Origin of the sequence: Enterococcus sp. (assembly GCF_032555305.1) — a bacterium.
Taxonomy (GTDB): Bacteria; Bacillota; Bacilli; order Lactobacillales; family Enterococcaceae; genus Enterococcus_A.
In genome coordinates this window covers 194,900-214,418 of record NZ_JAWGOQ010000003.1, presented here as the reverse complement: position 1 = coordinate 214,418, position 19,519 = coordinate 194,900, and the positions used below count along the sequence as shown (strand labels likewise).

Here is a 19,519-nt window from a genome sequence, read left to right as displayed (position 1 = left end):
GGGGATTGAAAAAAAGAAATCAGCATTTTGAAGAGTTGAAACAAAAGATCGGATGAAAGGAGCAAAAAAATATGTTTGGATTATTCAAAAGTAAAAGCAGCGAGATCAATGCACCTGTTAATGGCGAGGTTGTTGATCTAAAAGAAGTCAGTGATCCGGTGTTCAGCGAAAAAATGATGGGGGAAGGCTTCGCTGTGAAACCCTCAGATGGAAAAATCTGTGCACCGATCAAGGGTACAGTGAAATCCGTCTTCCCATCATTGCATGCCTTGACCTTGGAAGCCGAAGATGGCTTGGACATTCTGATTCATATCGGGCTGGACACTGTCGAGTTGAACGGTGACGGCTTCAGTTCAACTATTTCAGAAGGTCAAAAAGTCAAAGCTGGTGATCCGTTGGTTCAAGTTGATCTAGACTTTTTAGCAGAAAACAAAAAAGATGATATCGTGATTGTCGTTTTCCCGGAAATGAAGGACAAAAAAGTGAAAATAAATTTTGGCGAAAAACAAGTTGGCGAAGTTGCTGCGGTATTAAAATAGTTCGCATCCGGTGTCTCCTTTTTAGGGATCATAATGATTACGGTCTTGAGTAAGGGGCTGACGATAAATAATGGATTGAGTTGGCTCTTCATAGTTTCTTTAACGTTATTAGTTTACAATTATTTGCGAAAAAAGCATATCTGATGTTCAAAATACAGAGAATTAATCCGAGAATAAATGTAATCGCTTGCTAACGATCAGTTTTTTCTTACTTCTGCAAATGATGGAGGATTTATTTTTGATTTGACGGTAGTCATGTGATCCTTTTTCTAGTATGGTTAGTTTAATTGAGAATTGATTAGAAAGGATAATCGTTCACCTAAACGGATGGTAATTGCCAAGGAGATTCCGGATTCAGCAACGATCTTGAGAGGAGTGATTATTTTGGCAGACTTGGTTTTATTTAATAGTGAGCAGCTATTTCCAAAAAAAATAACAATTCAGCGCTTGGTAGATGTTGATTTAGAGATTGCAGCGCAGGTGATCCGAGAAAGCTTTGCGACTGTCGCCGATGATTTTGATTTAACAATCGATAATTGTCCAACTAATGGCGCCTTTACGCAAGCCAAACATTTAAAAATTGATTTGGAAAAGGGCAATCAACTTTTTGGTCTTTATTTAGGGAAGAAAATGATCGGCTTTTTTGAGTTAGTTTACAACGAGGGGAACCAAGCGACATTGGAAAAGGTCGCCATTATCCCGCCGGAACGTGGCAAAAAATATGGCGAATTCATATTGGATAAGGTTCGGGAAATTGCCAAAAACGACCACATCGAACGAATTGATATCGGTATTATCAAAGAGAATATCCGCTTAAAGGAATGGTATCAAAGGAACGGCTATCAAATTGTTCGTTCCCAAAATTTTGCACATCTGCCTTTTGAGGTATTGTATATGCAGCTAAACTTAAATAACGAGGTGTCTAGTGGATAAATTAGAAGTGAAAACTAAAATAAAGCAGGTGTATCCTGATTTGACGATCAACTCATTGGAATTTCTAGGAGCAGGGTTTGATAGTGAAGCATTCTTACTCAATCAAACCTATGTTTTTAAATTTCCTCGTCATACAAGAGCAGCCAGAAATCTTTATAAAGAAGCGTTCATTTTAAAAGAAATTAAAGATCAGCTACCGCTTAAGGTTCCAGAAGTTTGCTTTATCGGAAAATCAAGTAAACCTAATCAATTAGAATTTGTCGGACATGAAAAAATCGCGGGCGTTCCTTTGGATGCTGAAATTTTAGCGACCTTATCCGAAGAACGTAAAGATGAATTGGCTCATGAACTGGCTGACTTTTTTAAAGCATTGCATAGTATTAACTTAGCGACCACTATTGACGATCTTCAGGTGAATAAAAAAGCTAAGGCGGCCCACGAATATGACGTAATTAAACAGGCGGCGTATCCTCTTTTGAAGGAAGCAGTCCAACAGGAAATTGATGATGTTTATCAAAGAATATTACGCCATGACTTTCACTATAAAAAATGTTTGATCCACAATGACTTTGGTGCCAGCAATGTCTATTATGACCAAGAGACGAATCGCATTTGCGGATTGATCGACTTTGGGGATATTGCGATTTATGATCGTGACATGGAATTCATTTGCCTTTTATTCGATTACGAGGAAGGCTTTGATCATGACTTCGTTAAAAAAATGATGGAGTATTATGGAATTGATGCTGTAGAGCTACAAAACAAGTTAGACTTCGTTGATTTTTATAATCAGCTTGAAAATGTATATTTGGGCAAGGAATTTGGCATGGAGGATTTGTTTGAAGAAGGCATTGCTGAGATTCAGAATGGTTTGAAAGGTTTCAAAGAGAATATCCTTCTTGAAGACAAGACGATCTATTATATTTGATTCGTTCTTTTCATGCTCTCCGAAAAATTAAGTATCGTTTTGTCATTAATAAAAAACTAGAGTGTACGTATTAAGTATAATAGGTTGCTAAACTTTTTTGATCAAAGAAAAAGTTCAGCAGCCTATTTTTGTTCACTTATTGTAGAAGTTCGAACTGTACCTGCTGTAGCTCGAATAATTGCTGCTATTTGGATTCTATTAAGTAATCATTTTTTATTATGAAGAAATTGGTTCTCAACTTCAGATTTTACATTAACCTCATAATTGTTGTCATCTTCAACACGAACACGATCAGTTTGACGAATTTTGCTAGTTTAAATGATTGCAACCAAGCAGAACAATGCTAAATTTAGCAGGTGGTATGGAAATACTTCGAATGGTTCGAAAAACTCCAGTAGTTAATAAAAAAATGATACGCAATTAAGGTATCAGAATTTTTTTATTTTTCATTGATCTAGTTCAAAAAGAAAATAGTCAAAGTTTTTTTCGCTAAGCTTCTTTTTGGGAGCGCAATTTGTTCATTTGTGAAACCGCCCATTAATAAAATAGGGCCTTTGACAATAGGTATTTGGGAAATTATAGTTAAAGGGTATTAAAACTGATAGACGAAGATCACCTTCAAAACATCATTGATAAGACTTGAACTATATCCGCATAAGAATCTTTTTAAGGATTAATAATCAGCTGGCAAAATTGACTCTCTAGTTTTTTCTAAAGAACAAGCTGTAAATCTAACTAAAGGGCTCATTTTCGCTAAATAAGTTTAAGATCACTGAAAAATTGATTTTAGATGACTAATCTTTTTGTTATTCAATGATTTGAATCTTCAATAGAATTACTAATGATAGGTCTAAAACAAGACAACCACGGCAAAACAACTAGCGTTATGTTTTTTGCTCGATTAGCAACCATTGAATGGTTGTCATTTTTCTCGAAAATACAAAAAATCTCGGGTTGTAATCCTGGGAATAACTTGTTACCATCTAATTGAAGTAAGCGTTTACAACTTAATAAGAAGATTGCGGGAGAGTGCAGAAATTACTGCCACCGAAGGTATAAGCTATGAAACAAGCTGATCTCATAGTGAACATCTCAGGTAAATGGACCGTAATTGGATCAAACTCTGAAGAGCAGAAATGCGCCGAAGAAGCAACCTCTGAACGGAGGGAATCTTTCAGGCTAGTGACAGGGGACAATGGCACAAGGTGTCGTTGTCCCCTTTTTTGCGAGTTTCACTTTTCGCAGTAATTATTGCAGCTACACATTCATAAAGATTTAGGTTGTCTAAGCTACTGAGCGCTTTAGTGAAACCGTATGCGAAACGAGAATCTAATTCATTTTTCACAGTTTTTGAAAAATGAATTCCATACCTTCGAGATAGCTGCGAGTTGCCTTTTATGCCTTTTTGCAGTGGCTATTGTAGCTACACATTATTAGGGAATTTGGTTGTCCAAGGTTCAATAAACACATTTCATGTGAAAAACATTACAAAAGGTTCGGTGACGAAAATGAACGTAATAACAAATAACCCGATGGTACAAGAAAAAATCGAAAATCTCTGCTCTATTTGTTTTGTAGAAGGGTCATACGGAGCGGTATTGGATCAGGTCAAGCAGCAAATCGTTAACGATCATGTTTGTTTGTTATCCCATCCGTTAAGCGGAAGTATCAAGCCAAATGAAACCTATTATAAGACGATTTTTGTAACAGAGACCACCTCTCAGTACATCGATATTGAGAGTTTAGAATATATCGAATCAGCGATAGCCGTCTATGAAAAATTTATCAAAAATAAGCAGCGCCCTGATTGGTCCTTAGCGGTGCTCAAAGATTTTGCTTTTGTAGATTTTTATATCGCGCAGAGTACGTTGGAAAGGATGGGGGTGAAAAGATAGTATTCAACGATCTGCAACCAATTTGAACTGAGGTGAATAAATGAAACTCGAAATTGGAAACATCGAAATCAAAGAAGTCATTTTAGGCGAAGAAGAGAAAATTGAAAATGGCACGTTAATGCTTGATCCTGCGAAAATTAAAGAACTCGTATTGGAAGATGATCGTTTAGCGAGCTGTGAAATCGAAATCGCCAAACCGGGTGACAGCGTTCGCATCACACCAGTAAAGGATGTGATCGAGCCAAGATGCAAGGTTGATTCAGAGACAGGGATCTTTCCGGGGGTCATCAATAAAGTTGATGTCGTCGGCAGCGGTCGTACCCATGTATTAAAAGGCTGCGGGGTCATGACAGTTGGTAAAATCGTCGGCTTCCAAGAAGGAATCGTCGATATGCAAGGGCCTGGTTCTGAGCTGACGCCATTTTCACAGTTGATCGAAATTTGTTTAGTATTAAAACCACAAGAAGAGTTAGATCCTCATTTATACGAAGAAGCGGCACGTTTTGCCGGACTAAAAACGGCTGATTATATCGGCAAGCTGGGCGAAAAAGTCGAGCCCGATAGCATTGAAACGTTTGAAACGTTGCCGTTGTTAGAACAGATCCAACAATATCCTGATCTGCCAAAAATCGGTTATGTGTACATGCTGCAAACACAGGGTCTGCTCCACGACACCTATGTTTATGGAACAGATGCAAAGCATATCGTACCAACGATCCTTTATCCAACAGAAGTGATGGATGGCGCAATCATCAGTGGAAACTGTGTGTCTGCCTGTGACAAGAACACGACCTATCATCATTTGAATAATCCAGTCATTGCTGATTTGTACAAGCAGCACGGCAAGGAAATTAATTTTGTCGGTGTAATCGTCACCAACGAAACCGTTTATTTAAAAGACAAACATCGTTCCAGTGATTTTGTCGCGAAATTGACAGAGTATATTGGGTTAGACGGTGTCATTATTTCGCAAGAAGGCTTTGGAAATCCTGATACAGATTTGATCATGAATTGTAAGAAAGTCGAAGAAAAAGGAATCAAAACAGTTATTGTAACAGATGAATATGCTGGAAGAGACGGTGCTAGCCAGTCCTTAGCAGATGCGGATAAATTAGCAACTGCGGTAGTTACTGGCGGAAATGCAAACGAAACGATCCAATTACCAAAAATGGATCGCTTGATCGGACAATTAGATTATGTGGATGTCATCGCAGGCGGCTTTGACGGCAGCTTGAAGGATGATGGCACGATTGAAGTTGAAATCCAGGCAATTACCGGTGCAACCAATGAATTAGGTTTTAACAAAATGTCTGCAAAAGGCGTTTAAATCATAATAGGGAGGAAATACTAATGACTTTAGAATTAAAAAATAAAAAAGTCTTAGTGATCGGCGACCGTGACGGTATTCCAGGTCAAGCAATCGAAGCTTGTATCGCAGGTACCGGAGCTGACGTAATATTCTCATCGACAGAATGTTTCGTCTGAACGGCCGCTGGGGCAATGGACTTAGAAAACCAACGTAGAGTAAAAGAAGCAGCAGAAAACTTCGGAGCAGAGAACGTGGTCGTTTTGATCGGTGCTGCCGAAGGAGAAGCAGCTGGTTTAGCTGCTGAAACTGTAACAAACGGAGATCCTACGTATGCAGGTCCATTAACCAATGAACAGCTAGGTTTAGCTGTATATCACGCTGTAGAGCCAGAATTTAAAGAAGTTGTCGACTCAGATGTTTTTGAAGAGCAGATCGGCATGATGGAAATGGTTTTAGATGTTGATGACATCATTGAAGAGGTATCTGAAATGAGAAATCAATACGGGAAATACTAATTAGTAAAGGAGCGTCTTATGACTAAGTTTAAAGTTGTTCACTACATCAACCAGTTTTATGCTGGGATCGGTGGTGAAGAAAAGGCGGACATCCAACCATTCTCTAAAGCTGAAGTAGTAGGACCAGGTCTTGCTTTCATGAATTCATTTGGTGATGAAGCAGAAATCGTCGGCACTGTAGTGTGTGGCGACAGTTTCTTTAATGAGAACTTGGATAGTGCCAAAAAGGATGTATTAGATCGTATCAAACAATTTGAACCAGATATCGTTATTGCAGGACCAGCGTTTAATGCCGGACGATACGGCATCGCTTGCGGTGAGGTTGTCCAAGCAGTCATGACCGAGCTTGGTATTCCAGCTGTGACCGGGATGTATGAAGAAAATCCCGGCGTGGAAATGTACAAAAAAGGAGCCTATATCGTACCGACTAGAAATAGTGCGGCCGGCATGAGAAAAGCAGTGCCTGTGATTGCGAGTCTTGCGTTGAAATTGTTGAGGGAAGAACAAGTTTCACCAGAAGCGGACAGCTACTTTGTTCGTTATCGGAAGAATTTTCAGGATGAGAAACGCGGTTCAGCTCGGGCTGTCGATATGCTGGTTCGTAAATTGAAGGATGAAGAATTTACGACCGAATATCCAATGCCTGAATTTGATAACGTCGCGCCAGCCACCGCGATAAGCAATCTGTCTAAAGCGAAAATCGCGCTTGTGACTTCTGGTGGAATTGTTCCTAAAGGCAATCCAGATCGGATTGAATCAAGCAGCGCCTCGAAGTACGGAACGTATTCTATCGAAAACGTTGATACTTTGACCGCAGATTCATATGAAACGGCTCACGGCGGGTATGACCCTTCGTATGCAAACCAAGATCCAAACCGGGTATTGCCATTAGATATAGTGAGAGAAATGGAAAAAGAAGGAGTGATCGGCAGCCTGCACAACTATTTCTATACAACTGTTGGGAACGGAACAGCCGTTGCCAATGCTAAGAAATATGCGGCTGAAATTGCTCAAAAATTACTAGCAGATGGTGTCGATGCCGTTATTTTGACATCCACCTGAGGAACCTGTACTCGTTGCGGTGCAACGATGGTTAAGGAAATTGAAAAAACAGGTTTGCCTGTGGTTCACATCTGTACAGTTGTTCCAATCTCGCAAACCGTTGGCGCAAATCGAATCGTGCCTGCTATTGCGATTCCTCACCCACTAGGCAATCCAAGCCTAAGCTTGAAGGAAGAACAAAAACTGCGTCGCGGTATCGTTGAGAAGGCTTTGAAGGCGATGACGACACCAGTCGACGAACAAACGGTATTTGAATAATCTTTGACTGCCTGAGTGAGCCTTCATTCAGGCAGTGATTGAGGGGAGAGCATGGAAATATGTATGATGTGATTATTATCGGCGGCGGACCGGCTGGATTAACCGCTGCAATATATAATGCAAGAGCGCGTTTAAAAGTATTACTTTTGGAAAAAACAAAACTAGGCGGACAAATCGTTTCGACCCATGAAATCGCGAATTTTCCGGGTTCAGTCAAGCCGACAGAGGAGGAGACTTCAGGACCGGAATTGATCAAACGCATGGCAGATCAAGCGCAGCAATTCGGCGCGGAAATTAAATTGCGCAAAGAAGTGACTGATTTAGAGCTTGATGGGAAAGTCAAAAAAGTCACCTGTAAAGACGGCAGTGTGTACGAATCACATGCAGTTATTTGTGCAAACGGCGCCTTTCCAAGAGAAATCGGCTGTGTCGGAGAACGGGAATTAGCTGGAAAAGGAGTGTCTTACTGTGCGACTTGCGATGGCGCCTTCTTTGAAGACCTAGAAGTTTATGTGATTGGCGGCGGAAATTCTGCGGTGGAAGAAGCGATGTTCATCACGACCTTTGCCCGCAAAGTTCACATCATCCAGAACTTGAGCGATCTGACAGCGGACGCGATCGCCGTAGAACAAGCCAAAGCCAATGACAAGATTGATTATATTTTTGATTCTGTTGTGGAAAGCATCGAAGGCGACGGAATGGTAGAAGCGATGACGATCCGCAATACGAAGACCGATGAGTTGACTCGTTTTGAGGCGGATGAAGAAGATGGCTTATTTGGTATTTTTGTCTTCATCGGTAATGTTCCAAGCACGAAGCTGTATGAAGGAAAGATTCCGTTGAACGATTATGGTTATATGATTACTGATGAAGCAATGTGTACACAAGTTGAAGGGGTCTTCGCGGCTGGGGATATGCGGCCAAAAGTATTACGCCAAGTTGTAACCGCTACCGGAGATGGAGCTACGGCTGCTTTTTCAGCGCAGAAATATGTTGAAAGAATTAAAAGGGAGGTACCAACCACATGATTGAATTAACTGTTGATAATTTTGGTGAAGAGGTATTAGAACAAGATAGTCCCGTATTAGTTGACTGGTGGGGTGAAACCTGTGAAAACTGCTTGGCTTTGATGCCTGATGTGGAAGAACTGTACAAACATTACGGAGAACAAATTCGCTTCACTAAATTCAATACCTCACAAAAAAAGGTTCGCCGTTTCTGTATCCAACATAAAGTTTTAGGCTTGCCGGTCATTTCGATTTATCAAAATGGTGAAAAGGTAGATGAAGTAGCGAAAGACGATTGTACTAAAGAAGCAATCGAAGACATGATCAAAAAATATATTTAACAGTGTTTTTTAACGAGATTGTTTTGAAAACGGATCGCTGATTTTGAAAATACGTAGTTATGCATCTGTAGCAGCAGAGTGGTATGCGCAACGACGAAATGATTTTCAAATTGGAGATCCGTTTTCTGAAGTGGAATGATCTCAGTTTGTGAGAATGATAGACGAGGAGAATGTCCATGAATTATTCGACTTTAAGAGGGGCGAGCTATGTTCTTGTTCATACACCCGATATGATCGAGCATAACGGAACGACCCAAACAACAGAAAAAATCACGACCCCTGACAGCCCCTATCTGGCGAATCTATATGATAATTTGCGCAGCTATGATGAGGTGGTCAACTATGCACCAAATCAAACCTATATCGGCAATTTGAGCTATCAAGCGCTGAAGGAATTGCCCCAGCCTTGGGTTAATCACCCATTCGAAGGGCAGCGTGAAGGCAAATTCGGTGAAATTATGCCGGAATTGGAATTTTATGGTCTATTACAGATCGCCGATGTATTTGAATTGGTCCATTTAGAGGAAAGTTTTGCGGTAAAAGTTCGTGAAGCATTAAGTGTCCATCCTTTATTCAAAGACGATGTTGAAAAAATTAAAGAAGGAAAAACACTGGAGTGGATCGAAAAGGATCTGGCTGATAATCATGCAGAAGCGTTATATTATGAACGTCAGCTGGTTGGTTGTGTGAGTCCGGCGCATCAGATCGATGTAAACCTGAATGCTCATGTGATGCTAGAAAACCTCGTGGTGAAAGCCAGTGGCGTTTTGGCTTTGCGTCAATTGATCGACAAGCATCAGCTCGATCCGAAAGAGATTGATTATGTAATCGAGTGTAGTGAAGAAGCTTGCGGTGATATGAACCAACGAGGCGGTGGGAATTTCGCCAAATCGATCGCTGAATTATGTGGCTGCGAACATGCGACAGGTTCAGATATTCGCAGCTTCTGTGCGGGCCCGACTCATGCATTAATCACAGCGGCATCTCTGGTAGCAGCGGGAACCCATAAAAATGTGGTGCTGGTAGCTGGTGGAGCGACTGCCAAATTAGGAATGAACGGTAAATCCCACGTAGGCAAGGGCTTTCCGATTTTGGAGGATGTATTAGGCGGCTTCGCGGCTTTAATCAGTGAAAATGATGGTGTACATCCGATATTACGTCATGATCTTACTGGCAAACATGAAGTCGGCAGCGGATCGAGTCCGCAGGCTGTAACAACAGCACTGATCGCTAGCATTTTAGAAAAAGCTCAATTATCGATTAAAGATGTCGATGTTTACTCAGTCGAAATGCAAAATCCGGACATCACCAAACCAGCCGGCGCAGGCGATGTCCCATTAGCCAATCTAAAAATGATCGGCGCAATCGGTGTTCTGCGCAAAGATATCGAGAAAAAAGATTTGATGGCCTTCGTCAATGAAAAATCATTAGTAGGCTGGGCTCCGACTCAAGGACATATCCCAAGCGGCATTCCTTATTTAGGCTTCGCGGCAGAGGATTTGGTCAGTGGAGATAAGAATCGTGCGATGATCGTTGGAAAAGGCTCGCTTTTCTTAGGGCGGATGACGAACTTATTTGATGGTGTCTCGATCTTGCTCGAACGCAACAGCGGCAAAGTGTCGGAAGAAAATCAACAAGACTTAGAAGAGCTGGTGAAACGCGAAGTTGCGCAGGCATTAAGAAGCTTTGCTGCCAATCTTTCAGTAGAATAGAGGTGGAGCCAATGTCTGATCAAGTAAAACAAACAGTTAAAAAAGTATTTGAAGATTTAGCGACTAGTTTAGAAACGGGTCGCATGGAATCCAGAGTCAAGATCGGCTTGACCTTTGACGGCAGCGAGCTTGGCATGGAGGTCATGAAACAGGCGGCATATGCGATTAAGCAGAAGAACCTCTTTGATGTAGTATTGATAGGCAGCGACGTGGAGTGGGCTGGGGATTTTGAGCATTATTCAACGACTAGTTGCCAAAAAGAATCCTCGGAGCTGATGGAGGAATTACTCGACAGCGGAGAATTACAGGGCTGTGTCACTTTGCACTACAGTTTTCCAATCGGTGTTTCGACAGTCGGAAAAGTGGTTACACCGGCATTAGGTCGTGAACTTTATATCGCTACCACAACTGGAACTACCAGCGGTGTCCGAAATGAGGCTATGGTTCTGAATGCGATCAATGGCATCGCTGCGGCCAAAGCTTGCGGTATCAATCAGCCAACTGTCGGTATTTTAAATGTTGAAGGTGCGAAGACCGTTGAACGTTCATTAACTACTCTGCAAGAAAATGGCTATGAGCTGGCTTTTGGAGAGAGTCAGCGTGAAGATGGCGGGAAAGTTCTGCGAGGAAATGATTTGCTGTTAGGCAGTGTCGATGTCGTTGTTTGTGACAGCTTGACTGGAAATATCCTGATGAAGCTCTTCTCTGCTGGTTCAAGCGGCGGGAATTATGAAACATTAGGAGCTGGTTATGGACCCGGGATCGGACGGAATTATGATCGCAATATCTGTATTATTTCCCGCGCTAGTGGCGTTCCCGTGATTGTCAATGCATTGGAATATGCCTATGAGTTAGCGAAAGGCAAGCTTGGAAAAATCAGCCAAGTAGAATATCAAAAAGCGGATCAAGCTGGATTGAAGCAAATTTGTGCAGAGTTGACTGCGGCGCCAACAGCAGAAGCGGCGAAAGAAATCGAGCCACCTGCTAAAGAAATTGTGACAAGTGAGATCGCCGGTATTGAGATCATGGAACTAGAAGATGCGGTGAAGGCGCTTTGGGAAATCGATATTTATGCCGAAAGCGGCATGGGCTGTACTGGACCGATCGTTTTAGTCAACGAGAAAAATTTAGCAGCTGCGCAAGCTGAATTGAAGAAAGCTAAATATTTATAGAAGAAAACCAGCTCACCGAAATGGGCTGGTTTTTTTGTATATCAAAGTAAAAAGTTACTGGCTGTAATCGTGATATGAGTTAATGCAAACAGAGTAGCAAAAGAAAACGCCAAAGGATTTCGCAATTTCCAAGCAACAAGAAGGAAAAAGATCGATGGAAACACAGCCATCCCAGTTAGCATCATCCCGTTAGTAATCCTGCTAAAATAAAATCCCCACAGCATAAAGTAAATTACTAACGAAATCAAAGCACTGAAATCTAGCAACGAATTTTTACGCATCGGCCTTCGATTTACGATAATACAAAGTGAAATCATCATTCCAAAACGTCCAATGTTTTCAAGTAGATTCCAGAGCCAGAAACCAGCCTCATTGTGATTCAGAGGATTGATAGGCGGTGTGATAAAAAGAAAGACTAGATTTGGAAGCATCACTAAACAGACAGCTGCTAGTCCAAGAACTGAAAAGCTGATTCGATAGTTTTTCATAACATACCTTTCTTTAACAAAATGTTTGAATTCATTATAGAAGGAATAACCAACCAGTACATCCAACCTAAGAATTAATTTTGCAAGAGATATACTAAATATAGCTATTAAAAGACTTTAATCATTCTAAAGTAAAAGATTTGATTCTCTCCTTGACTCTCCAGTTGCGGAAGACTTTAGACTAGATGGGTAAGGGGGGAATCAGATGAAACCATTAAGATTAATCGGTCTCACACAAAACAATTTGCAGCATCTCTCATTGGAGATCGAGAAGAATCAACTGATTGTATTTACAGGAGTGTCAGGTTCAGGAAAGTCCAGTTTGGTCTTTGACACGATCGCGGCGGAAGCGCAGCGGCAAATGAATGCGAACTACTCTGCATTCGTACGGAACCGGATGCCTAAGTTCCTCAAACCGAAAGCAGAACGAATCGAAAATCTGAATCCGGCAATCGTGATCGATCAGACTCCACTGGGCGGAAATCAACGCTCAACTGTGGGAACAATAACCGAGACATATTCTCTGCTACGTCTACTCTATTCGCGAATTGGCCAACCACACATCGGATCTGCTAGCCAGTTTTCCTTCAATCATCCTCAAGGAATGTGTCAGAAGTGTTCCGGACTAGGGCGCGTGAATCAAATCAACCTAGATAGACTAATCGATCGGGAAAAATCTTGGAATCAAGGTGCAGTCATGGATACTAGATATGCAGTTGGTAATTGGTATTGGAAACAGTATGCTGCGGCGGACTTTTTTGATAACGATCAACCGCTGAAGGAGCTCACAACGGCTCAATGGAATCAATTAGTTTATGGGCATCCCGAAAAAGATACGACACCCGTCAATCCGAAGCTAGAAGGAATCTGCCGGAATTATGAACGAATTATTTTGAAGCGCGACCTATCTGGTCACAGTAAAATGTACGAAGAAAAGTTGAAAGAATTATTGTTTGAAGCTCCGTGCCCAGATTGTGAAGGGCGTCGATTGAACAAGGAAACATTATCGGTGAAAATCAATGATTGTTCGATCGCAGATTGTGCTCGAATGGATATGAACGATCTGTATCAATTTTTAGATAATCTACATTTTCCAGAAGTGAACGAGGTTATCAGTGAGCTCAAACGACAGGTGATACGGCTGATCGATATCGGCTTGGATTATCTGCAATTGGATCGTCAGACGCCGACCCTGTCAGGGGGTGAGGCACAGCGAGTGAAACTAGTGAAATATATGGGCAGTTCTCTAAATGGAATGTTTTACATTTTTGACGAACCAAGTACGGGGATGCATGCGCGGGATGTTTCTCGAATCAATCGGCTCCTGCAAGATTTACGCGACAAAGAAAATACAGTATTTGTTGTCGAACATGATCCAGATGTGATCGCGATCGCCGACGAAGTGATCGACATTGGACCGCTAGCTGGTAAACAAGGTGGAGAGATTATTTTCCGCGGAGACTATCCAGCACTGCTTCAATCAGACAGTCTAACGGGAAAAGAAATTTGTCAGATACTGCCGATCAACACACAACCACGCAGTTGGCATGAAAAAATGACGATCAAAGAGGCTAATCTGCACAACTTAAAAAATGTGACAGTGGATATACCAAAACATGTTCTGACAGTCGTGAGCGGTGTCGCTGGTTCAGGAAAATCGACGCTGATCACTAAGGTTTTACCGGAACAATTTCCAAACGAGATATCCATCATCAATCAAGCACCGATCAAAGCAACGAATCGCGCCACCCCAGCAACTTATCTAGGAATCTATGACGAGATTCGTCGGACTTTCGCTAAAGCAAATAATGTTCCTGTCGGCATGTTCAGCTTCAACTCTACAGGTGCTTGCCCCGTTTGCCACGGAAAAGGAGAGACGACCGTTGAACTGGTTTTCATGGATCCGATCGTCAATGAATGTGAAGCTTGCGGCGGAAATCGTTTCTCTGATGAAGCGTTGAGTTATCGTTTGAAGGGCTGCACGATTTTAGATGTGCTAGCCATGACGCCAAAAGAATTACAAGATTTCTATCACGGGATCGGCAGTAAAAAAATGAACGAGAAATTACAGGCGATGATCGAGACAGGGCTGACTTATTTACCGATCGGACGAAACTTAGCGACGCTTTCTGGCGGTGAACGTCAACGTTTGAAATTGACTAAAGCAATCACACAAAATGAATCTGTTTTTGTCTTAGATGAACCGACAACCGGTTTGCATCTATCAGATATCAAGAAGTTGAACGGGCTGTTTCAACGGATGGTGGATAAAGGAAACACCTTGATTATCATTGAACACCACAGCGAAATCATCAAACAGGCTGATTGGGTCATTGACATCGGACCCGATGGCGGTGTCAAAGGTGGAAATGTCGTTTTCAGCGGTGTGCCTGAGGATCTACTTGAGAGCGGTACGATCACTGGTGAATATCTAAAGAAAAGTAGTGAAATGATAAGAAATTCGATCTCCTGCTGATACAGCGGGAGATTTTATGATCTAAAAGCGTCAGAAAATATTAACTAAAAGAATATTCTAGATTAATTATTATTTAAACGCCAGAAGTTCAACGGAGAGTAAGCCCGTTGAATTTTCTTTTATTTTTTAAAAGTTGTTGGAGTAGTTTTAACGTTTCACAGTGTCTTTTTTTGTTATACTTAAAAGGGGATGATTGTGATGGATCGGCTAAAAAACATCTGTTGCTATGCACCCATGATGGTGTATGCAACGCCTGAAGTTGAAGCGAAAGTGGATAAATTATGTTTAGAAATGGTGACGCTTGCAGCAAAGGGCTGGAGTGTGGACCAGTTATATTATCATGCCTTGGGTCAGGGCAGTGAGATCAAGGGTATTGATATGGTACTATCGGCAGATTCTAAAGGGTTAGTCATAGTTTTCCGGTCAGAGCAAGAAAGACTGGAGGTGGAAGAATATGTCAGTGAATACTTTTAATCTAAGCATCATTCATCAAAAGATGTGTGATGAATTCATCGCAGATATCTGGCTTCTTGCCATCCAAAAATGTATGGACTAACAAGAAGCCTTCGTTAACGGTAGAAAAGATGAACATCTTGAATATTTCTATGGGTTGATCGATGAGAACGACGAAATGTCTTTATATGTACACGAAGAATTAGGACTAGATTGCTAATCCTGATTCTTTTTTGTAATTGCTTCCAGCAGATGAAGGCTAGTATACTGAAGATGATAATTAGTGTAGCCAGTTCTGTTCCATTCAAAAATAAAGGAGGAACGTTTTATGAGCAAAACCCTCAGATTGGTATTTTCCCAATGGCAGGGAGGAAATAATCCAAATTATGTTTTTGGTTCTGAATTGTTGAGCCACATCGTGCCGCAAAGCAGCACGGCACAAACGATTCGGGTCACTGTCGATAAGAATCTCGAACAAGAGCTATTGCTTGAAAATGGTGTGATCGGTGAGAGCAGTCTGCTAAAACAATTGGCAGAAGCCGCAAAAATCTTAGAGGAAAAATCACCAGAGAAAGTCATTACTTTAGGTGGAGATTGCTCCATATCTCAAGCGCCTTTCGATTATTTGCATGGAAAATATCCTGATTCACTGGGAATATTGTGGCTAGATGCTCATTCGGATATGTCGACGATCAACGACGGTCCAAAAGGGCACATGCATGTGTTGGGAAATCTTTTAGGATATGGTGCTCCGCAGTTCGCTGAAAAAGTTCAGCATCCATTTGATGTGGAGCAGGTCATGTTGGCAGGTCTGAAATATGAAGAGCTACGCCCCTGTGATCATCAAGTCAATGATCTGAAAATGAATTATCTCACACCTGAGAAATTGGCAAAAGATAGCCAACCTGTGATTGATTGGGTCAGTCAAAACCAGTTCAAGCATTTAGTAATTCATTTTGATTTGGATGTTCTGTCGCCCCAAGCCTTTCGTTCGATCAATCCAGGAAAGCCTTACCTAGATATCGATCAATTTCCTGCACCAGTTGGAACCATGACATTGGAACAAATTACGCGCATCATTCAGGATGTTTCCAAGAAAGTCGAGATCGTAGGCTTTAGCATTGGTGAGCATTTGCCGTGGGATGCGATCAATTTACGGAAGGCGTTGGCGGAAGTGGAAATATTTAGGGAATAGAAAAAGTCAGTGCTTGAGCGCTGACTTTTTCTATTCATGATCATCGTTATTAACGATCTCATATTTAATTCCATCCGGATCATTAAAGAAGAGGGCATAGTAATTTGGTCCATGCTGTGGAAAAATCTGCGGTTCATCTAAAATCTCAGCCCCGAGTGTGAGAACCGTTTGATAGATTCGATCGACTTCACTTCTAGAAGCTGCTCGAAAGGCAATGTGATGAACAGCTCCAGGTTTTCTGCGATGAACGGTCTCATTTTCGTATTCACTCAGAGCGGAGCAGATACCAAAATCATAGGAGCTATCGAGGTATTCGATGACGTTCATATCCAGCTCTTCCAAATAAACTTTGATTTTTTTACTTAAATCAAACCCTAGAGCTTCCATAAATCCATCATAAAAATCTTCGACCAAATCAATATCCTTCACTGTGACTTGCAAATGATCAACCTTCATTGGTAATACCATGGTTAAACCTCCGTTCCAAAATAGTTATATTTTCCAATAGGTCGTGCCATCAACGGTTCGACCTAAAATTCCATATTCAATAAGATAGCGTCTGATCGTGACATAGTCGTCGAACATCTCAGAAATGATCTCATTAATTTCCTTTTCAGTATATTGCTTTTCTGTCACAAATTTTTCTGCCAGCTTTTGAATCAAAATGATCCGCTTTTTCTCCTTTGTTGGTATTTGAGTCGCCTTACCATTCTCATCGAGAAAAACACTGAAGACTTTTTCTCGCTCAGTTTTAGTGGAGACAAAGCGTTCATCTGAATCAATCAAGGAGTTCGCAGTAAAATCAATGTGCTCCTTTTCATCAATTGATTCCAGTAAGGCCAGAAGCATTTTCGCTTGGCGTTTCTTTTCCTTAAATTTGAAGCGATGATTTCTTACCGCTGAAGTCGTAATGTTCAGCTGATCAGCAATTTCTTGATCATCGAATCCTTTAGAAAATAAAGTCAAAAAGTTTTTTTGTGTTTCACTTAACCCCGTTTGATTTTTGTCAAGATTTACCAAGGCGTCGAAAGGACCATCATGTTCGTGCTTCAAATGATAAATCATCGCACCTTCAGCTCGGGCTAATTGGCTGTTTGATTCACTGATTGGATAGACAAAACGATCATCAAAGGTTTGATCGCAATACAAACATTGAAAAAGAAATTCTCCTTTTTTTGAATATCCTTTTTTGATTTCTTCAATCGTCAATTCACTCTTCATAATATCTCCTCCTGTAAATATGCTAACATATTTAAAAAATGTTTGCAAATATGATTGCATGACATTTGAATAGTATTCTTGACCTTCACGCAACGGCAACCCTTATGATAAGAATTAAGGAGGGATTTATCATGAATGATTTTAAAGTGACAATCATCGATTCACTGTCTTTTTATGAACGGTGCTTGCAAGAACAGGTAGACGAAAATGCTTTTCGTTACGAAATAATGCAGCCGCTCGAAGAAATGTGGCAGTATCTGAATGCACCGCTTACTCCAAAAACTCCAGGAGGATATGATGTAGTGATGGCTTCAGAGATGTTAGGTATTTGGACACCGCGCAAAAATACGAGTCTGATTGAATCAAATGTAGCATCGCTGAAGAAAACCGAGATATTCTCAGAATGTCGCCAAGTGTTAAGAAAGAGCGCTCAATATTTTAGTGAGATCGGCTATGAGATTCCCGTCGATGAATTCATCGTAAATATTTTATTGGGCGATCCAGAAAATAGTGTCTTGATGGCGAGTGAGGGCTATAGTGGATTTGGCGGGATACCAGGTTATATCCTGTTGATCGTTGTGCCAAATGAGTTCAATCGTACGCGATTAAAGTCGGCTTTGGCTCATGAATTTAACCATAATGTCCGTTTTACTTATGAGCCTTTCAATCATGGGGATATTAGTGTTGAGGACTATTTAGTTATTGAAGGGTTGGCGGAAGTTTTCGCTGAGGAGCTTTACGGAATCGAGCAGCGGGGACCGTGGGTACAGGACTATGACGATGAAGAGCTGGAGTACACAATCGCGGTGATGAAAGATGGTCGAGAAGCACGCGGCTTTGATCAAGTTTCCGCGTATATGTATGGTGATGAAGTCGCACGAGAACAGGGCTATCAACCTGTCGGCCTTTCAAGAAACGCCGGTTATACGATTGGTTATCACCTTGTAAAAGACTATCTAAAAAATACTGGTAAAACAATCGCCGAAGCGACTTTGACTCCTAGCGAAACGATCGTAAACGAGTCTAAAATTTTTGATTAAGTAGTGAAGACTTAAAATACCAGTCGTTTTTCTAAAATAGGTATGCTATACTTTCACTAATTGAATGACACTAGGGGTGCTTTTTAAGCTGAGATTATACCCATTGAACCTGAAACAGTTAGGACTGGCGCAGGGAATGTGTGACGTAAAGAAATGTGCACCCGACCGCTTTTTGTGGTCGGGTTTTCTTATGCGTGTTTTTTAACGTTAGAGCCTCCTTTTCATTCTAAAGAGAATAAAGGAGGTTTTTATGTTGTGTTAAGAAATTTTGTTGTTGGTTGGATTATATTTAAAAAAAAGGAGCAATTTAATGACATTTACAGAACTAGCAAGAAAAGAAGCAGCACGCTATTGGGATGGAAGTTTCGAGCATCCCTTCGTTCAATCGCTGGCAGCTGGAAAGCTAGCACCCGAGATTTTTCGTTATTACTTGTTACAAGATCGCTATTATCTTGAACATTTCAGTAAACTGTACAGTCTTATCGCCGAACAAACAGAGGATCAAGCGGTCCAAGCTCAATTGAGAGAAAATGCGGAGAACCTTAAGCTAGGCGAACTGGCGATTCGTGAGGAATTCTTTTCAGAATTAGCAATCGGCGATAAAGAAATCCTAGAAACAGCAATTGCACCCACGGCTTATCACTATGTTTCCCATATGTATCGTCAACTAATCGACGGTACACCAAATAGCGCTTTTGCAGGAATGCTGCCTTGTGCTTGGCTCTATCAAGAAATCGGAGTTCGCTTGATTGAGGCGGGATCGCCCCATCCGTTGTATCAGCGTTGGATCGAGACCTATGCGGGTGAAGCAGCAGCCGAAGGAATAAAGAAGGAACGCGCACTCTTAGATCGTTTGTATGAAGAGAGTTCAAAAGAAGAGCAGCAACAGATGATCGAGGCATTCGTGATCAGCAGCAAAATGGAATATGCCTTTTGGGAAATGGCAGTGAATTTAGAAAAATGGTAGTTATAAGA

General features: G+C 41.2%; 19 protein-coding genes and 2 riboswitches. Of the genes, 16 read left to right on the top strand and 3 right to left on the bottom strand.

Features of this window, described 5'->3' with window-relative positions; translation table 11 throughout:
• The first annotated feature begins 71 nt into the window (after positions 1-71).
• The 11 genes from E6139_RS04025 to grdD all read left to right on the top strand — a co-directional run bounded on the left by E6139_RS04025 (position 72) and on the right by grdD (position 11,671).
• Positions 72-539 carry a PTS glucose transporter subunit IIA gene (locus tag E6139_RS04025; RefSeq protein ID WP_316401777.1) on the top strand — a complete coding sequence of 156 codons (468 nt, stop codon included), beginning with the start codon at positions 72-74 and terminating at the stop codon, positions 537-539.
• Between the two features lie 384 nt (positions 540-923).
• Positions 924-1,472, top strand: a complete 549-nt coding sequence (locus E6139_RS04020) for a GNAT family N-acetyltransferase (protein ID WP_316401776.1) — start codon at positions 924-926, stop codon at positions 1,470-1,472.
• The gene (locus tag E6139_RS04015; protein WP_316401775.1) at positions 1,465-2,400 is read left to right on the top strand and encodes an aminoglycoside phosphotransferase family protein; all 936 of its coding nucleotides are present in this window, start codon (positions 1,465-1,467) and stop codon (positions 2,398-2,400) included. The genes E6139_RS04020 and E6139_RS04015 overlap by 8 nt, the downstream gene beginning before the upstream one ends.
• Before the next feature lie 1,012 nt (positions 2,401-3,412).
• Positions 3,413-3,518: riboswitch (glycine riboswitch) on the top strand.
• Positions 3,519-3,908: 390 nt separating this feature from the next.
• A complete protein-coding gene (locus E6139_RS04010) occupies positions 3,909-4,295 on the top strand; it encodes a GrdX family protein (RefSeq protein ID WP_316401774.1) in 387 nt (128 codons plus the stop codon).
• Positions 4,296-4,335: 40 nt separating this feature from the next.
• Entirely contained in the window at positions 4,336-5,622 is a 1,287-nt protein-coding gene (locus tag E6139_RS04005; protein WP_316401773.1) for a glycine/sarcosine/betaine reductase component B subunit, read from the top strand.
• Positions 5,623-5,645: 23 nt separating this feature from the next.
• Complete coding sequence (gene grdA, locus E6139_RS04000; protein ID WP_316401772.1) at positions 5,646-6,119, top strand: glycine/sarcosine/betaine reductase complex selenoprotein A; 474 nt, start codon at positions 5,646-5,648, stop codon at positions 6,117-6,119.
• Positions 6,120-6,137: 18 nt separating this feature from the next.
• A complete protein-coding gene (grdB, locus tag E6139_RS03995; protein ID WP_316401771.1) occupies positions 6,138-7,439 on the top strand; it encodes a glycine reductase complex selenoprotein B in 1,302 nt (433 codons plus the stop codon).
• Between the two features lie 59 nt (positions 7,440-7,498).
• Positions 7,499-8,467 carry an NAD(P)/FAD-dependent oxidoreductase gene (locus tag E6139_RS03990; protein ID WP_316401770.1) on the top strand — a complete coding sequence of 323 codons (969 nt, stop codon included), beginning with the start codon at positions 7,499-7,501 and terminating at the stop codon, positions 8,465-8,467.
• The gene (gene trxA, locus E6139_RS03985; protein ID WP_316401769.1) at positions 8,464-8,787 is read left to right on the top strand and encodes a thioredoxin TrxA; all 324 of its coding nucleotides are present in this window, start codon (positions 8,464-8,466) and stop codon (positions 8,785-8,787) included. The genes E6139_RS03990 and trxA overlap by 4 nt, the downstream gene beginning before the upstream one ends.
• Positions 8,788-8,963: 176 nt before the next feature.
• Positions 8,964-10,499, top strand: a complete 1,536-nt coding sequence (grdC, locus tag E6139_RS03980) for a glycine/sarcosine/betaine reductase complex component C subunit beta (RefSeq protein WP_316401768.1) — start codon at positions 8,964-8,966, stop codon at positions 10,497-10,499.
• Positions 10,500-10,510: 11 nt separating this feature from the next.
• Positions 10,511-11,671, top strand: coding sequence for a glycine/sarcosine/betaine reductase complex component C subunit alpha (grdD, locus tag E6139_RS03975; protein WP_316401767.1), 1,161 nt, complete (start codon positions 10,511-10,513; stop codon positions 11,669-11,671).
• Positions 11,672-11,712: 41 nt separating this feature from the next.
• Here grdD and E6139_RS03970 read toward each other — a convergent pair whose 3' ends face one another.
• Positions 11,713-12,159, bottom strand: a complete 447-nt coding sequence (locus E6139_RS03970; protein WP_316401766.1) for a hypothetical protein — start codon at positions 12,157-12,159, stop codon at positions 11,713-11,715.
• Positions 12,160-12,364: 205 nt separating this feature from the next.
• On the opposite strand from E6139_RS03970, the gene E6139_RS03965 reads away from it, so the two are divergent.
• The 3 genes from E6139_RS03965 (at position 12,365) to E6139_RS03955 (ending at position 16,283) form a co-directional block, all read left to right on the top strand.
• Complete coding sequence (locus E6139_RS03965) at positions 12,365-14,635, top strand: excinuclease ABC subunit UvrA (protein ID WP_316401765.1); 2,271 nt, start codon at positions 12,365-12,367, stop codon at positions 14,633-14,635.
• Between the two features lie 198 nt (positions 14,636-14,833).
• Positions 14,834-15,109 carry a hypothetical protein gene (locus E6139_RS03960; protein WP_316401764.1) on the top strand — a complete coding sequence of 92 codons (276 nt, stop codon included), beginning with the start codon at positions 14,834-14,836 and terminating at the stop codon, positions 15,107-15,109.
• A 307-nt stretch (positions 15,110-15,416) separates the two neighbouring features.
• Positions 15,417-16,283 carry an arginase family protein gene (locus E6139_RS03955; RefSeq protein ID WP_316401763.1) on the top strand — a complete coding sequence of 289 codons (867 nt, stop codon included), beginning with the start codon at positions 15,417-15,419 and terminating at the stop codon, positions 16,281-16,283.
• A gap of 30 nt (positions 16,284-16,313) precedes the next feature.
• Here E6139_RS03955 and E6139_RS03950 read toward each other — a convergent pair whose 3' ends face one another.
• Both E6139_RS03950 and E6139_RS03945 read right to left on the bottom strand, forming a co-directional pair.
• On the bottom strand, positions 16,314-16,751 hold the full coding sequence (locus E6139_RS03950; RefSeq protein WP_316401761.1) for a VOC family protein: 438 nt from the start codon (positions 16,749-16,751) through the stop codon (positions 16,314-16,316).
• A 24-nt stretch (positions 16,752-16,775) separates the two neighbouring features.
• Positions 16,776-17,504, bottom strand: a complete 729-nt coding sequence (locus E6139_RS03945; RefSeq protein WP_316401760.1) for a DUF2087 domain-containing protein — start codon at positions 17,502-17,504, stop codon at positions 16,776-16,778.
• Between the two features lie 131 nt (positions 17,505-17,635).
• On the opposite strand from E6139_RS03945, the gene E6139_RS03940 reads away from it, so the two are divergent.
• Positions 17,636-18,544 carry a DUF2268 domain-containing protein gene (locus E6139_RS03940; RefSeq protein ID WP_316401759.1) on the top strand — a complete coding sequence of 303 codons (909 nt, stop codon included), beginning with the start codon at positions 17,636-17,638 and terminating at the stop codon, positions 18,542-18,544.
• Between the two features lie 62 nt (positions 18,545-18,606).
• Positions 18,607-18,698: riboswitch (TPP riboswitch) on the top strand.
• Between the two features lie 156 nt (positions 18,699-18,854).
• Positions 18,855-19,511, top strand: a complete 657-nt coding sequence (tenA, locus tag E6139_RS03935) for a thiaminase II (RefSeq protein ID WP_316401758.1) — start codon at positions 18,855-18,857, stop codon at positions 19,509-19,511.
• Positions 19,512-19,519 lie beyond the last annotated feature (8 nt).

Excerpts from the sequence above, each read along its gene's own strand:
- E6139_RS03955 (WP_316401763.1), top strand. The coding sequence starts at position 15,417 with ATGAGCAAAACCCTCAGATTGGTATTTTCCCAATGGCAGGGAGGAAAT.
- grdC (WP_316401768.1), top strand. The coding sequence starts at position 8,964 with ATGAATTATTCGACTTTAAGAGGGGCGAGCTATGTTCTTGTTCATACA.
- E6139_RS04010 (WP_316401774.1), top strand. The coding sequence starts at position 3,909 with ATGAACGTAATAACAAATAACCCGATGGTACAAGAAAAAATCGAAAAT.
- E6139_RS03960 (WP_316401764.1), top strand. The coding sequence starts at position 14,834 with ATGGATCGGCTAAAAAACATCTGTTGCTATGCACCCATGATGGTGTAT.
- E6139_RS03990 (WP_316401770.1), top strand. The coding sequence starts at position 7,499 with ATGTATGATGTGATTATTATCGGCGGCGGACCGGCTGGATTAACCGCT.
- E6139_RS03950 (WP_316401761.1), bottom strand. The coding sequence starts at position 16,751 with ATGGTATTACCAATGAAGGTTGATCATTTGCAAGTCACAGTGAAGGAT.
- grdD (WP_316401767.1), top strand. The coding sequence starts at position 10,511 with ATGTCTGATCAAGTAAAACAAACAGTTAAAAAAGTATTTGAAGATTTA.
- E6139_RS03970 (WP_316401766.1), bottom strand. The coding sequence starts at position 12,159 with ATGAAAAACTATCGAATCAGCTTTTCAGTTCTTGGACTAGCAGCTGTC.
- E6139_RS03940 (WP_316401759.1), top strand. The coding sequence starts at position 17,636 with ATGAATGATTTTAAAGTGACAATCATCGATTCACTGTCTTTTTATGAA.
- E6139_RS04005 (WP_316401773.1), top strand. The coding sequence starts at position 4,336 with ATGAAACTCGAAATTGGAAACATCGAAATCAAAGAAGTCATTTTAGGC.
- E6139_RS04025 (WP_316401777.1), top strand. The coding sequence starts at position 72 with ATGTTTGGATTATTCAAAAGTAAAAGCAGCGAGATCAATGCACCTGTT.
- E6139_RS03945 (WP_316401760.1), bottom strand. The coding sequence starts at position 17,504 with ATGAAGAGTGAATTGACGATTGAAGAAATCAAAAAAGGATATTCAAAA.
- trxA (WP_316401769.1), top strand. The coding sequence starts at position 8,464 with ATGATTGAATTAACTGTTGATAATTTTGGTGAAGAGGTATTAGAACAA.
- tenA (WP_316401758.1), top strand. The coding sequence starts at position 18,855 with ATGACATTTACAGAACTAGCAAGAAAAGAAGCAGCACGCTATTGGGAT.
- E6139_RS03965 (WP_316401765.1), top strand. The coding sequence starts at position 12,365 with ATGAAACCATTAAGATTAATCGGTCTCACACAAAACAATTTGCAGCAT.